The organism is Flagellimonas oceani (assembly GCF_011068285.1).
Lineage (GTDB): Bacteria > Bacteroidota > Bacteroidia > Flavobacteriales > Flavobacteriaceae > Flagellimonas > Flagellimonas oceani.
In genome coordinates, this window is sequence record NZ_CP049616.1 from 1,066,130 (window position 1) to 1,082,165 (window position 16,036).

The 16,036-nt window shown below is 43.7% G+C and carries 4 protein-coding genes and 1 tRNA gene; 4 read left to right on the forward strand and 1 reads right to left on the reverse strand.

Going from position 1 to position 16,036, the window contains the following annotated elements:
- Positions 1-151: 151 nt before the first annotated feature.
- The 4 genes from GVT53_RS04990 to GVT53_RS05005 all read left to right on the forward strand — a co-directional run bounded on the left by GVT53_RS04990 (position 152) and on the right by GVT53_RS05005 (position 13,886).
- The gene (locus tag GVT53_RS04990) at positions 152-10,927 is read left to right on the forward strand and encodes a T9SS type B sorting domain-containing protein (protein WP_166247714.1); all 10,776 of its coding nucleotides are present in this window, start codon (positions 152-154) and stop codon (positions 10,925-10,927) included.
- Positions 10,928-11,383: 456 nt separating this feature from the next.
- Entirely contained in the window at positions 11,384-12,205 is an 822-nt protein-coding gene (locus tag GVT53_RS04995) for a sugar phosphate isomerase/epimerase family protein (RefSeq protein WP_417941819.1), read from the forward strand.
- Between the two features lie 104 nt (positions 12,206-12,309).
- Positions 12,310-12,383 (forward strand) — tRNA-Arg (locus GVT53_RS05000).
- Positions 12,384-12,614: 231 nt separating this feature from the next.
- On the forward strand, positions 12,615-13,886 hold the full coding sequence (locus GVT53_RS05005) for a site-specific integrase (protein WP_166247716.1): 1,272 nt from the start codon (positions 12,615-12,617) through the stop codon (positions 13,884-13,886).
- Positions 13,887-14,159: 273 nt separating this feature from the next.
- On the opposite strand, the gene GVT53_RS05010 is transcribed toward GVT53_RS05005, so the two are convergent.
- Entirely contained in the window at positions 14,160-15,152 is a 993-nt protein-coding gene (locus tag GVT53_RS05010) for an IS110 family RNA-guided transposase (protein WP_166247717.1), read from the reverse strand.
- Positions 15,153-16,036: the final 884 nt, after the last annotated feature.

The window sequence follows — 16,036 nt, forward strand, 5'->3', positions numbered from 1 at the left end:
TTTTACCCTATCTGTATTGGTTTTAAACACCAGTATAACCAAGGTTTGCAACATTTTACAAGCCTTCCACAACATAAGATTCCCCACGTTTTCTTCTTTGGATAGATTTGGTACCGCAGTTAAATAACCCACACTATCCAAAACCTCAAAAATGAATTATAAACCTCTTGCTGTTCTTTCCAATAGACTCCTATTTCTATTGTTTTTTATAGCTTTTGTATCGCTGTCCCAAGCACAACTTTCCGTACCGTTTGAACCTCGCTTGCCCGATGGAAACATTAAGGTAAAGGGAGACTTGGTGTACGTGGCCAATAATATTGTGAGTATTGCATCCGATCCCAATACCGATTATAACGGCAGTGCCAGTAATCAAGGTGTTCAGATGGATTATATTGATATAGATGGTGACCCTTCCACATTTAGTTCCAGTAGTGCCGAATTGAATGCGCCCAGCTGTTCCGCTGTGGTGTATGCAGGTTTGTATTGGGGAGGTATTTATAGGGATACGGATCGTGACGATCCGTACAAATCAGTCAAATTCAAGGTTCCGGGAGGTTCCTATATCGATATTGGACCCGGTAGTGCACCGGAATTTCAGTACGAACAGATTTATGATAAGGATGGAGATCGGGATGGTGACGGCACCACTGATCCAGGGGTAGTTGATGTGGATTATTTGAGCGGGGTAAACATGACCTCTTACCTTAACTACGCCAATGTGACCCACTTGCTTACGGGTCTGGGAAATCCCAATGGCGAATATACCGTTGCAAACGTGGTCGCATCTACAGGAGAGAGCAATGTAAGTGCAGGTTGGACCATGGTGGTGATATATGAAAACCAAAACTCCACGAGCAAATACATATCCACTTTTGATGGGTATGCAGCCATGGGGAGCACCTATAAGAATGTGAACTTTCCTTTTTCAGGATTTAAGACCTTGCCCGCGCCACTTCCGGTAAATGCAGTTATCGGAGCAGGTACCATGGATGGTGACAGGGTAACCGGGCCCAGCATGCGATTTAGGGCAAATCCAGGCGATAGCTGGACCTATTTGAGCGATGCCATAAACCCCAGCAACAACGTTTTTAACAGTACCATAAGCCACTTGGGCAGTTGGGTGGATACACGGACCCCCGCCAGTCGCAACACCTTAGGTTGGGATGCGGATATTTTGGACCTGCCCAATCCTAACAACTCCGTTTTGCCAAATAATCACGAGAGCGGAGAAATATTGATCAGTACTTCCAGTGAAGGGGTAATCCTCTTCCTTACCACAGTAGCAGTCGAAATAATTAATCCTGATATCATTGTTGAGAAAAAGGTAAAGGATCTGGCAGGGAACGATATAACAGGATCAGGTGTCAACCTTGGGCAGTCTTTGGAATATGTTTTGCGTTTTTGGAACCGCGGTAACGACGATGCAACCAATTTTATAATTCGCGACGTATTGCCCGATAATGTGGATTTGAACAATATTGATCTATCTGGTGCTCCCGGCGTAACTATGACAACCAGCGGGATGGACCCGGAGGAAATTGTATTCGAAGTACCCGATGAATTGGTAACCCAAGGCGGGAATACATATGAAATAATCATTCGTGTGGAGGTATCCGATGATTGCCACGATTTTGTGGCGGCCTGTAGTTCTACCATCCACAATACGGCTTACTCCACTTATGATGGAGTAACCACCGGTCAAACCATTTCAGACACCCCGAGTCCGAGTGTATCTAATGTGGATAGTTGTGGTTTTGTGACCACGGGTGCCACCAACTTCCTTTTGGATGATTTGACCGATTGTATTTTTGAGAGCGAAATCCAGATATGTGGAGCCAGCTCACAGATCACGGCAGGTGATGGTTACGACACCTATACCTGGTACCGCGATTTGAACGGGAACGGTCAAATTGATGCGACCGATACCGTTTACACGGATGGTGACCCGGATAACGACCCTACCACCGTCACTGTTCAAGAGACAGGTCAATATTTGGTGAGAAAGGAATCGGCAACCTGTGGTACCAACATAGAGTCCATGGAAGTGACCCGGTTTGGGACCACTCAGGTGAATCCTATCATCACATACTTTAATAATCTTAATGGTGATGCCGATATCACCAACGATATTCAGGGAGAGGTCGTAACCTGTGCCAACGACGGTTCACAATTGCCAAAGATTTTTCTTTGTGGTATAAACGACACGCAGGATATAACATTAAACATTACGGATGCCCAGGCCATAAGATGGGAAAAATTGGACGAGGCCAGTTGTGCCGCCACCAACCCCGATTGTCCAAATACCCAAATGGGCTGTACGTGGAGCCAAGTGGATTCAGGAAATTCGTTTACGGCCAATACAGAAGGGCGTTACCGATTGGTATTGTCGTACACAGGTGGCTGTAACAGTATTTTTTACTTTGATGTATTCCAGAACAATCTGGATTTTGATGTTGATACCCAGAATATTTTTTGTACTACCGACGGGCATATCAGGATCCAAAATGTTGGATCAGGTTACGGATATCAATTGGTGGATACTGCTTCAGAAACTGTTTTGGTTTCCTATGCCGACAACAACGGACCAAATTTCGATATTGACACTCCAGGAACTTACCGAGTGGATTTTACACAATTGGACCCATCAACAGGAGATCCATTGGATGGTAGTTGTGTCTTTAGCACGGAGGAGATAGGAATTCAGAGACGGGACCTTGCGCTTAGCTTGGATGTAGTACCGGTTACTTGTTTGGGACAGGGCAGTGTTCGTATCCAAGCCACCCAAGCTAGGGCCAACTATTCCTACAAATTGTACAAAGATGACGGATCAGGAAACCCTGGCGCCTTCGTTAATCAAAATTTGGCATACGCGCACAGTGACTACACCTTCTCTGGACTAAATCCGGGAGATTATGTGGTCGTGGTGGAAACTGATGATGGTTGTAATGAATCTGAAGCGTTCACCGTTCAGGAAATACCCGATCCACAGGTTACCGCATCAACTACCAAACATATTACCTGTACCGATGGGACCATTTCATTGACCGCTTCGCAAGGTGCCCCTGGCTATTCATTTGCTATTTGGGAAAAGGATGGAGTTGAACTTTATACCGACATCACCGATATTCCCACGACTGAATTTCAGAGGGATATAGCTACACCGGGCGTATTCAGCTTTGCATCAGGCGAAGAAGGTACCTACCGTTTTGTGGTCGTGGATGAGAATAATTGCTCGTCAATTTCCAACGCGGTCACCATAAACGATTTGGGCGGACTAACTGTTGCCGCACCTACCATTGATTCGGAAATTACCTGCGAAGGTTCCAATACAGGGCAGGTTACGATGAACGTATCTGGGGCCCAGACGCCATACAGCTATAGTATCGATAATTGGGCCACGGAACAGAACGACCCAACATTTGTCAATCTATCACCGGGCTCTTACACCCTAAGGGTTAGAAGCGCTGATGGTTGTGAAGAAAGTACAACGGTAACTTTGGACGACCCGGAAACTTTTAAGGCCAATGCCGGTATTTCCAGTACAGGAACCTGTGATGTCAATGGAAACTCTGAAGTACGGTTCACCAATGTAGAAGGGGGAACCGCACCATACGAGTTCAGTTTTGATGGAGGAAGCTCCTTCATCGCCGATGATCCTATGGACCCAACGGTAAGAATCAGTCTGTTGCCACCGGGAAATCATATTCTAATCGCCAAGGATGCCAGAGGGTGTCAAATTACGCTTCCGATTACCATAGATCCTCCATTGCCTGTTCCGAATTTTGATATGGATGTTGCGTATGATTGTGATGGTAACGGAAATATACTCCTCACACCCGACCAAAGTATATATGATTACAATTATACCATAAGCACAGCACCGACTGTTTCCTCAACAGATGGAACTTTCGCGGGTATAGCTCCGGGCACTTACACCATAACGGCCGAGTATACGGACAATGACCCTCCAAACCCAAGTGTGTTGTTACTGGAGGATTTTGGCAGTGGGCCAACAGTGGACAGTCCTTATGTGTTGGGCTATACTTATGAAGATCAAGTGGGTAGCAACACCCAGATCAATGATTTCGATTATTCCATAACGAGTTATATCGTATCTCCTTTTGGGCCATGGATTAGGCCAACAGACCATACTTCGGGAGGTACTGACTCCAATGGTAGATATTTGGTGATCAATGTAGGTTCTCCTGCACCGGGTCAAATTATATATCAAAAACCAATTAAGGACATTATCCCCAATCAAGATATGCGGATTTCCTTTGCTGCCATTAATTTACTTGGAAGTGGGGGACAGCTAGATCCGGACATCTATGTGCAGATGAGAATACCTGGAACCAGTACCGTGGTAGGGGAAGTCCAGACCAATGATATCCCAAAGAACCGCATTTGGAACACCTTTGATTTTACCATAAACCCAGGAGTTCATACCGAACTGGATTTTGTTCTAATTTCCAAAAAAATAGGCAATAGTGGTAATGATGTGGCCATCGACGATATTTTGGTGGAACAAGTGCCACAATCCTGCCCAAGGACTATGGATATTCCCGTGGTGATCGAAGCTGGTAACGGCTTTGGTGCTACTGTGCTTACTCATACCGATATTACCTGTAATGGCACGAACGATGGCTCCATCACTTTTGAAGTAGAAAATTTTGATGCCACTGCCGGTTTTGAATATTCCATAGATGGCGGTAGCAACTGGACTGCATCAACAACATCACCGGTGACTACGGCAACAACTTTGTCGTCCGGCACTCAAAGCGTTTTGGTACGCAAGGCAGATGATACCAGCTGCTCCATAACACTTAACCAAGATATTGACGAGCCAGCAGCGCTTGGCATTAGTACCAACATTCTTCAAAATCCGAGTTGTAATGACCCATTGGGAAGTATCGAAGCAACTGTAACAGGAGGAACCCCTACTTACGAATATGCTCTGGAGGATGGTGTTGGAGCTTCTGTTGTAGCTTTTCCAAACCCAACAGGAAATACATTTAATGGACTGGCTGCGGGAGATTATGTGATTGTTGCAAAGGATATCAACGGTTGCGAAGTAAGAAGCGCAATAATTACACTGGATGCTCCAGATGCATTGGCCTACGATGTAGATTACACCAGTTGTTATGATGGCGGCAATAATGCATCCATCGATATTACCGTAACCTCTGGAAATGGCGGATACCTTTTCCAGATTGATGGAGGCCCATGGCAAAGCCCAAACCCAAGTACATCCAATACCTATACCTTTTCTGGATTGGCCAATGGTACTTACGACATTAATGTAAAAGATGCTTTCGGTTGTGATGATGTCATAACCCAAGTCGTTATAGATGCTCAATTAGTGGTAAATGTTACCGCAACAGATGTGAGCAGTTGTGCGGACGGGTCTATCGAAGTGACGGCAACAGGGGGTAACGGCACTTTGGTCTATGCATTAGTTCCGGAAGGTGACGTGCCCACTTCAGGTGACTTTGGATCTACAACTAATTTTTCAATAGACAATGCCACTGCCACGGCAAATCCAACAGGTTTTGACCTGTATGTTAGGGACAATAATGGAACCTCTACCTATTGCGAAGTAATAGAGGAAGATATTATTATAAACCCCGCGGTAGACTGGGAAGTGGCGGCAGTGGCCGAAGACCCCAATTGTAATGGTGGCAACGGAAGCATTGTGGCCAATGTACAATTGAACGGAGGAGGAAGCCTATCCCCTGCACAAATTACTCAAGCAGGTCCTTTTACGTATTCTTTATATCAAGGTGCTACTGAAGTTGCATCGATTTCCAATTTGGCAACTACCAACTATACCTTTAACAATGTGACCGCAGGTACTTATGAGGTGAGAATTACGGATGGTTCAGGATGTAGCTTGAACCAAACTTTGATAGATGTCGTTGATCCACCGGAATTGACGGGATATACACTTACTGAATTTCCTTCGGATGATTGCGACCCCGCTATCGGATTTAGGATTACCGGGTATCCAACAAGTGGATTGAATGGAACACTTCAATTTAGCCATGACAATGGATCAAGTTGGAGAACCAGTGATACATTTAATGATTTAGGATTGGTTTCAGGAGACGAAGTAAAGCCTGCCATTAGAACAGTGGATGGAAGCGGAAATACGCTTTGCAGATATGATTTGCCACAATATACTTTGACCTATCCTTTGGATGATCTGGATATTTCGATTTCCGCTATTGTTTTGAATTGTAATGAGTTGGAAGTAACGGTTCAAGGGGAGCAAGGAACCCCGGATTATGTGTATGCCTACACGGAAGACCCGGTAAATTTTGATCCTTCATCAGCAAGTTGGACATCTCCAGCTAAAGGATTAAGCGATCCATACGTATTTACAGGTTTAATACCTGGTAGAACATATGTTTTCTATGTTAGGGATATTAATGGTTGTATTAGACAGAGTGATCGAAATGTCAATGAAATACCAGGAGTTGATTTACCTATTGAAATAACAGAAACGGCAATTCCAAGTTGTGATGGTGCCAATAACGGCAGTGTAAGTTTCAGTTTAAATCCTGATTTTGCAGAGCCTCAAATAAGATGGGAATTTTTTGAGGTAGGAAACCCTACCCCATTGGAGGTTAGTGGAGGTGGAGTGTCTGCAGCAAATGTACCTTATACGAGTACCCTCGATTTTACAGGATTATCTGCAGGGGAATACTATGTAAACGTTACACAGGTAGATGGTTTAAATGTAGATGCATGTCTTGGAGGCAGTGAAAATGTGTTAATTGAGGAACAACTTCCGATTACTGCAGATGTTTCTTCAACTCGTGAAATTGGATGCAATCAACCTGGATTGATTTCCGTTACAAACATCAATGGAGGTACAGCACCGTACACTTTTGATGTAACCGGTCCAACTGGATTTTCGACGATTTCTGCGACCACACAAAACCCAATCGAAATACCTGCCAATTCACCAGCAGGAAATTACAATGTTACCGTTGTCGATGTATATGGATGTACTGTAAGCACACCATATTCAGTTGCAATGACGTTGACGCCCAACCCGATTATTGATGACATTCAAGTGGCCAACTGTGATGGCAGCGCAGATGTTACCGTAACGGCAAGTTCTGCCATAGGCGGGATTCGTTATGCTATGGTAACGGCAGGTGCTGCTGCTCCGACCACATTTTTGAACAATGGTGGAACATTCACCAATGTAACCGCAGGGGATTATGATTTCTATGTGATTGATGGCAATGGGTGTTCCATGGCGCAGGCCACGTTTACCGTTAATCCACCACTCCAGGCCAATGCCCAATTGACCAAACTTATCGATTGTTCCAGTACACCAGATGGGACCATTGAAATAGAAGCGTTACAAGGTTCGGGAACCTACGAATATTCCGTGGAAAACCTGACCACTACATCTACCGAGGTCCCTAAAACATCCATGGGAGGTAATTCCGTTGAATTCCACCCAACAACCGCAGGACAGTATGAAATCATAGTGTACGTGGATGCCACAACAGACCATGAAGCTTGTGAGCGTACATTCACCATTGTCGTTCCTGACCCAATAGAACCAGACTTCACCGCAACACCAACCGATGTGAGCTGTAATGGAGCCAATGATGGAAGCATCGCGGTAAGACAGACAGATAATGGTATCACACCATTGACGTATGAATTGTTGGACAGTGGATTGAATCCGATTCCTTTAACTGATTTCATCTATGATTCTGCTACCCGTACCTTCCAAGACTTGGCGCCTGGGAATTATGTGGTCAGGGCTACTGGAACCAACAGTTGTCCCGCCGACTCTAACATAATCCCTATTGGCGAACCCACAACCATTACAGTGACCATTCCCGCTACGGATGTGGTACAGTTTGGTTGTGCTGCAGGGAATAACCCCGATAATGCAAGCATTACGGTAAATTCCATTACCGGTGGAACGGGAACTTATGTTCGATATGAGTTTATCGACCCGTCCAGTAATGTAGCGCAAGATGGAAATAACAACCGATTAATGATTTCGAATAGAGCAGGAGGTACCTATACCATCAATGTGTATGACGATACGGGTTGTTCGGGAACCACTACGGCCTTTATCCAACAATTTGATGAGCTGCAAAATGCGACCGTCGATGTGGATGACGATATTTCTTGTGACAACGGAGGGGAAACCATTACCATTACCGCACATGGCCTGTTGTCTGATTCCTCTTCAGGGCCCCATAACTATGAATTTGAAGAAATCTCGACAGGAAGTACCAATGCAACGGGAACTTTTACGGGACTTCAGGTAGGATTGCATTCGTTCCGAGTAATCAATATTGTGACCGGATGTTCCATTGTTGTGACGCATAATGTGGAAGAAATCGAACAGTTCCAAATCAATATGATCGAAGATGCACCAGTGGTATGTGCTGGGGACGATGCCCAATATCATTTTGAATTGACTGGAGGGTATTCCGGTGATTTTACTTGGACCGTTTACAATACCAATGGTACGTTGAGCGATACCAGTGACGATACGCAATATGGTCCTACCGGAAGCGGAAGCGGTACAACCAGCGGAAACATTGATTTGCCCAAGGGAACTTACCGTATTGAGATGGTTCAGGGCGACTTTCCTAGATGTACCGAAGAAACCACAATTACCGTAGGTGGGGCCGATGCCATTTTGGATGCGACCATCACCGAGATTGGCAATGCGTCCTGCGCAAACGACCAAGGAAGATTGTCCGTAACGCCAACGGGAGGTATTGCTCCGTACACGATTTCGATACCATCATTGGGATTGACGCAGACCAATGTGTACAGCTATGTATTCACCAATTTGGATGACGGAAACTATACCATCGAGGTTACCGATGCTGCAGGGTGTACCAACGCCACGTTGAGCGGAACCATTCAAACGGTAGATCCTCTATTGGCGGACATCACGCCGGCCAACCAAACATTGGATTGTATCGGTGATTCCGACGGAAGCATTACAGCTACACTCACATCTGGTGGTGTGGGAACCGTATTGTACAGCTTAAATAGGATTGAGGCGGGAAGTGTCGTTTCGACTTCTTCTACCCAGACCTCCAATAACTTCAATAATTTGAATGCAGGTACGTATTCCATCAATATTACTGATGATGCAGGATGTACCGTGACAACTGCCGAAGTAGTTATCAGTGACCCAATACCGGTAAGGGCAAACTTGGCCATGTCACAAAACCTTACTTGTGATACCGATGCGCAGTTGACGCTCACGGTAACAGGGGGAACCCCATTTGCTGGAAATGTGTATCGATTCAGTACATCCGAATCAGGTCCTTTTACCGATATGTCTGGTGGAAACAGCCACACTTTTGATGTGAGCCCAAGTACCGTCCCATATCAATATTATGTAATTGATGCGAACGGTTGTGAACCTGCAATAAGTGATGCCATCACGGTAAACGAGATTGTTCCATTGACTGCTGTGGTCGATGAGAACGGGACTTACGTGAACTGTAATGGGGACAGTACGGCATATATTTCTGTGGATGCGGACGGCGGTCTTGGAAACTACATATATGGTCTGTACCAAGATAGTGCCTTGACACTACCAGCGGCACCGACCAACACTAACGGCTATTTTGATGGCCTTTCTCAAGGTACATATTATGCAAGTGTAACCAGTGGTGATTGTGAATGGGTATCAGGAGCCATAAATGTTACGGAACCAGCACCTCTTGCAATTACCAGCAATCTTACCGATGTTACCTGTATGGGTGCCGATGATGGAAGCATTTCACTTAACGTATCGGGAGGTACAGCGGACTATCAGTATGCAATTTCACCCAACCTGAACCAGTTTGTGGACGAAGCGACCTTCACCGATCTTGCCGCAGGGGATTATACCGTAATTGTACAGGATGCCAACGGATGTTTCGAAGTACTGGACTTTACCATTGCGCAACCCGATGCATTGACCGTAGCATCAACAGCGGAACATGAAATCTGTTTTGGTAGTGAAGATGGTTTGATAACTTTGGATATCCAAGGCGGAACAGCACCGTATAGCACAAGCTTGAACTCTAGCCAAGATGAGAATTTTGTTGAGGGACAGATGAGCTATGGCAATCTGGCGAGTGGAGACTACGTAGTATTCATTCGGGATGCGAACGGTTGCACCACCACCGAAATAGTTACCATAGATCCAGGGGTAAACTTGGAAGGCACCGTGGAAGTAGTCTACGAGTGTGATGGTGATTCACCGACCAACTATCTTGATATCAACTTTGAAGACCAGAGCGTACTCCAGGACCTGTTGTACGGATTGGATTCCAATGACCCTAACGATATGGTCTTGACTCCGGATTTCACCAACTTGGCGCCTGGGGAACACACCCTTACAGTGGCACATGCAAATGGTTGCGACCGTACCTTTACTTTTGAAGTCGAAGGGTTTGAACCATTGACACTTGAGTTGGGCAATGACAATATCAACGAGATAACGGCTAGCGTTGCAGGAGGTAACCCCGACTATACCTTTGAGTTGGACGGAGTGTCGTACGGGGATGACAACACCTTCTTGATAAAGGAAACAGCGACTTATACCGTGACCGTTACCGATGAAAACGGATGTAGTGTAACTCGGGAAATTTTTATGGAATTTATTGATATTGAGATTCCAAACTTCTTTACTCCGGACGGTGATGGGTTGAACGATACCTGGAAACCAAGAAATATTGAAGTATTCCCGAATATCACCATTTCCATTTTTGATAGATATGGAAGAAGCATATACAAAATGTTGCAGGATACCGATCCTTGGGACGGTTTTTATAACAAAGCCGATTTGCCAACAGGGGATTACTGGTACATCATCAAGCTAAATGGTGATGAAGATACCCGTGAATTCGTTGGGCACTTTACCCTTTACAGATAACCACAACTACATATCCAATCAAAGAATGGGGGCTTATTTGCCCCCATTTTTTATTATTTATACTTCCAACTCGTTAAATCTGCTCCCTGCGGGGCACTTTCGGCAATACGCTTCATAATTTTGGGTACGTACATGGAGTAGTACCTTAAACGGCTAATGGCGTTGGGTTGGTCGGGGCCACCGTACAAGAAAGCAACTGCAGGGCAGCATGTAGAGTTTGGTCATCTTAGTTGTTTTTTTTAATGTTTGAGATAGCCACATAGGTTAAAACAAAAAACAGAGCACATTTGATTTTTAGGTGGATATATGGCTTGTATTTTTGGATATTATCACAATATACTTTCAAAAAATTATGGATAAAGCCCTATCTTGGAAGGCATTTGAAACCTAGATTAACTACAAACACTTACAATGAAGAGAATTTTATTTACAAAGGGAATTGTTGCCCTTGCCTTTATGCTATGTTCAACCTTTTTTTATGCGCAGGATAAGTTTGGTGGACTTGCCTTATACACCGTTAGGGACAACATGGGCGAAGATGCCAAAGCAACGTTGCAAAAAGTTGCAGACGCAGGTTATGCCTACATCGAAGCAGCAGGTTATGCCGATGGAAAGTTTTATGGGATGGAACCACAAGAATTTAAATCCTATTTGGAAAGTATTGGTTTAACACCTGTGAGTACGCACATGGGAAGCGTTACATTGGAGAATGCCGATCAGCAAATTGCAGATACAAAAGCTGCCGGTTTTGAGTATTTCACCATTCCGGTACCGCCGATGGGCATGTTTACTTTTGACCCTGAGAACCGTACAATGGGGATGAAAGGGACCATGGAAGACTTTGCAGAAATCTTGACCACAATTGGCAAAAAATGCGAAGCGGCAGGACTGCAATTGCTCTACCATAACCATGACTTTGAATATAAGGATAATGAGGACGGTATAAAACCAATTGTGTATTTGTTGGAGAATACCGATTCAAAATATGTAAACTTCCAAATGGATTTATATTGGGTGACCAGAGCGGGAGCAGATCCAGTGGCCTATTTTGAGAAATACCCTGGGAGGTTCAAACTATGGCATGTAAAGGATATGGATGAAGAAGGAAAATTTGCTCCCGTAGGCGAGGGAAACATCGATTTTAAAAGAATTTTGGATGAAAAGGACACATCTGGAATGGAAAAATACTTTGTTGAGCAGGATATGACGTGGGACAAAAAACCTCTGGAAGTTATCAAAATCAGCCATAAAGGATTGAAAGAGATAGGTTTCAAATAAAAAATAGGATAACCGATTGGGCTGCCTTTTGATAAAAATGGCAAGAATTCAAAAAAATATTTTTTACAATCGGTTACATTAGTATCTTTGCACCCGCAAAGTTTGGTCGCGTAGCTCAGCTGGATAGAGCATCTGCCTTCTAAGCAGACGGTCATAGGTTCGAATCCTATCGCGATCACTTTTAGAGTTCAAACAAAAACAAAACCTTGCATATCTTATTGATTTGCAAGGTTTTAATGTTTTAAGACCCTCATTTGAACTGGTTTGATTTGGTATGTTTTGGTCTGTAATTCGGTTAGTAAATTTTTTTCTTCAAAGTGTTAACCGAATAAGGATGTAATTAACTATATTACAAACACTTAGTATTTGACTTTCGTAGGTGATTTTCGTTCAATTTAACACAAAACCTATGAGAACCCGGTCCACATTTTCAATCAGTTTTTGGATAAGCACATCCCGAAGGAGTGACAACACTGCAAAGATCTATGCCCGAATCACCGTTGATTCGCAAAGGGCAAACATGAGTTTAAAGTATACTATCCCGAAAGAGATCTGGGACAGTAAGGGGTCGAAGGTTCTGGGGCGAACAAAGGAAGCTCAGGAAATCAATACTTATCTGATGGAAGTTGAAACAGAACTTTTTCAATGCTATCGTGAACTTCGGTCTAGAACGTCCCAAATCACTCCACAGATGGTCAAAGCGCACTATTTTGGAGAAGATGTACGTGAAGTTACTTTAAAGAGTTTGTTTGAGTATCACAACACACATAATGCACATAGTCTTTGCAAGGCTACTCTTAGTCATTACAAGACATGTCAGAAGTACCTGTTGAAGTATATCAAACAACAATATAAATGTGATGACTACAGACTATCACAACTTAATCACCAATTTATAGTTGGATTTGAAACATATTTACGCAAATTACATCCCATAAATCATCACGCTAACCTTTCAAACAATGGTGCAATGAAGCATATTCAACGTCTACGAAAAATGATTAGAATAGCCGTTGATAATGAATGGATATATAAAGACCCATTTCAAAAGTTTAAAATTAGAATGGAAAGAAAGGAAAGGAAGTTTTTAAACTTACCTGAACTTCAGAAAATTCAAGAATATCACACAGGGATTGAACGGTTACGTATAGTAAAAGACTTGTTTGTTTTTAGTTGCTATACTGGTATTTCTTATTGTGATATAATGGGTCTTAGCGAAGATAACCTTGTACTTGGCATTGATGGAAAATATTGGATAAGCACAAAAAGGATGAAAACGAAGAATAGTTTTAAGCTTCCATTGGTTGGTCCAGCATTATCTATTATTAAACGATACCAATATCATCCTAAACGAGAACCTGAAAAACTATTCCCTAGAATCTCCAATCAAAAATTGAACAGTTATTTAAAGGAAATCGCGGATGCATGTGACATTCCAAAAAATGTTACTTTCCATATGGCAAGGCACACTTTTGCAACTACGATTACTTTGAGTAATGGGGTTCCAATAGAGACGGTTTCCAAAATATTAGGACATACAAAATTGGCCACTACCCAAGTTTATGCAAGAGTATTGGATAAGAAAATAAGTGAAGATATGAGTGGTCTAGAAACGATTCTGGATTCGAAATTTTCAGATTCAAATGACAATATGGAAAAGTTAGGAAATCTTGACTTTTGATTTGTAATTCTGAAAAGGCATTCATAAATGCACATCATATGTTTTGTCACAAGTCCTACCTTTAAACTTTGAGTTTGGTTTCTATTTGTTTTTTGTGGAGTTCAGGAAGATATGTTTAATCAACAACTTATAATCAACAAAAACCACACAAATTATTGATGGCTTTGCACACCAAAGAAAGGTATTTGGGTTTTCACGCGAGCGTGAAAAAATGATTTCCATGTCAAAAACAAGTCAAAAATGAACAAAGTGAACAATTCGATGATATCGGTATCAAGCGACACTTTTTTGATAGGGCCTCTGCCGTTTTACCACGGCACACACCCTAAGGACAAGCTTGTTTCGGACATTGTTGAGGACAAGCATTTTGTTCTTTCCCTCCTCGGCCTTTCTTTCATAATAGGCCTTCAGTTCCGGATCGTGCCTGACTGCGGCAAGTGCGCACATGTGCAACTGTTTTTTCATCGTCTTGTTGGCCATATGGTGCACCCTGGAGCGTTTCTGGATACTGGAACCGGAGGTGTGCTCGAAGGGCACCACACCACAGTAGCAGGCAAGCTGTTTGGGAGTTTCGTACCTGGTGAAAAAATTGGTGAAGATGGTGAAGTATAGTGCCGTGAACATACCTATCCCCGTCACGGAGGTCGCCAGTCGCACCGTGGTGTTCAGCCTTTCATCGGAGAGCACAAGAGCCTCTATCTCGCCCTCCATGCGGCGTATCTCGTCGTTGAGGCACTTGGTCGTCTTCCTGATGTGCCTTTGATGTTTTCCAAGTTCCGGGTCAAAGGTCTTGAGTTCATTGGGATGTTTGCCCAGGTCGGCCCTGAACCTGACCAGTTGGTCCCTTACCTTGAGCAGGGCATTGACCTTTTCCAGGATCTCCGGGACAGGTCTGTACAGTTCCATCTCGTTGTGGTTCTTGGCGGCGTACCGTGCGATCCGGATGGCGTCCAGCCTATCGTTCTTTCCGCGTTGTATCCCCAGGCTACGTGTGATCCTCAACGACATCTCGACGCAGAAATTGACCTGTTTTTCCAGCAGCCTTGCGATGACCAGCCTGCCGTATATCCCGGTATGTTCCAGACAGACCAGGGTGCTTTCCAAGGGTATGCCCCTGTTCTTGAGCAGCCTTATGAACGCTCTGGTGCCCTTTTGTGAATTGTCGAACACGAACGAGGCCGTGTCGTCCCCTTCGATAATGGCGATGTCAAAGGACTTTTTGGATATGTCCACGCCAACAAAATACTTGAAGTCAGATTTTTCCATGATAAAAAAGTTTAAAAAATGAGAGATCCATGAATTAGGCACAACCGACAACTGAACGATTATCCAATCCCTGATAATAGGCCTTCAAGCCTGAATTTCCATATGATGCAGGCCCAGAAGATGACCGATAAAGCATTTAATCCTACCTTATAAGTCCTGAACTTTGAATAGCAATTAATACGTCTTTATCGGTCTGGTTGCCGTCCAATATCATTGAGGTTCCAAGGTAGGCAATACCCGATTCCTTCTCAATGGACGGCGATATATGTTCCGGTCCTATACATAGGGATGTTGATGTAATGATATCTGAACCATATCGAAACCCTGGACAATAGGCCTTGAAGCCTGTATTTCCATCTGATGCCGTTCAGAGATGACCGATAAAAGGATTTGAAAAGCATAAGTCCTGGACTTTTCTTGCGCTTAATCCTCCTTTATCGGTCGGTGGCCACTTACGGTCACCGAGGGTATTCCCGAGTTAAAGACGACCGTCATTTGAGCAACGATCATCTTAAAGGAAAAGCTCTATGTAAATGGCCAGCGCTAAACTAAGGGAATAGCAAGAGGGTGATGCGCAAATTGCGCCATCACTGTTGTTTTCGGGTCTTCAACAAGTTGAAAACCAGTTAATTGAATATATTTTGGAATAATGTTCAAAATCAGGGGCTACAGTAGACTTTTCCAAAATCTACAGTAAACCCTTTGGGAACCCCTAGAAACACTGGGAATTTTTGACGAAAAAATTGACGCAATTTCACTAAAAAACAAAATTGGGCCTTTGGAAAAGTAATCTAAAGCTTAAAATATCGGAATGGAGATTGGAACGTTACAAAACTGAGGCCAACAGACCATTGGATCACCTCAAATGATGAGAAGAGTATATC

Coding starts and splice junctions, on each gene's coding strand:
- GVT53_RS04990 (WP_166247714.1), top strand. CDS start 152: ATGAATTATAAACCTCTTGCTGTTCTTTCCAATAGACTCCTATTTCTA.
- GVT53_RS04995 (WP_417941819.1), top strand. CDS start 11,384: ATGCTATGTTCAACCTTTTTTTATGCGCAGGATAAGTTTGGTGGACTT.
- GVT53_RS05005 (WP_166247716.1), top strand. CDS start 12,615: ATGAGAACCCGGTCCACATTTTCAATCAGTTTTTGGATAAGCACATCC.
- GVT53_RS05010 (WP_166247717.1), bottom strand. CDS start 15,152: ATGGAAAAATCTGACTTCAAGTATTTTGTTGGCGTGGACATATCCAAA.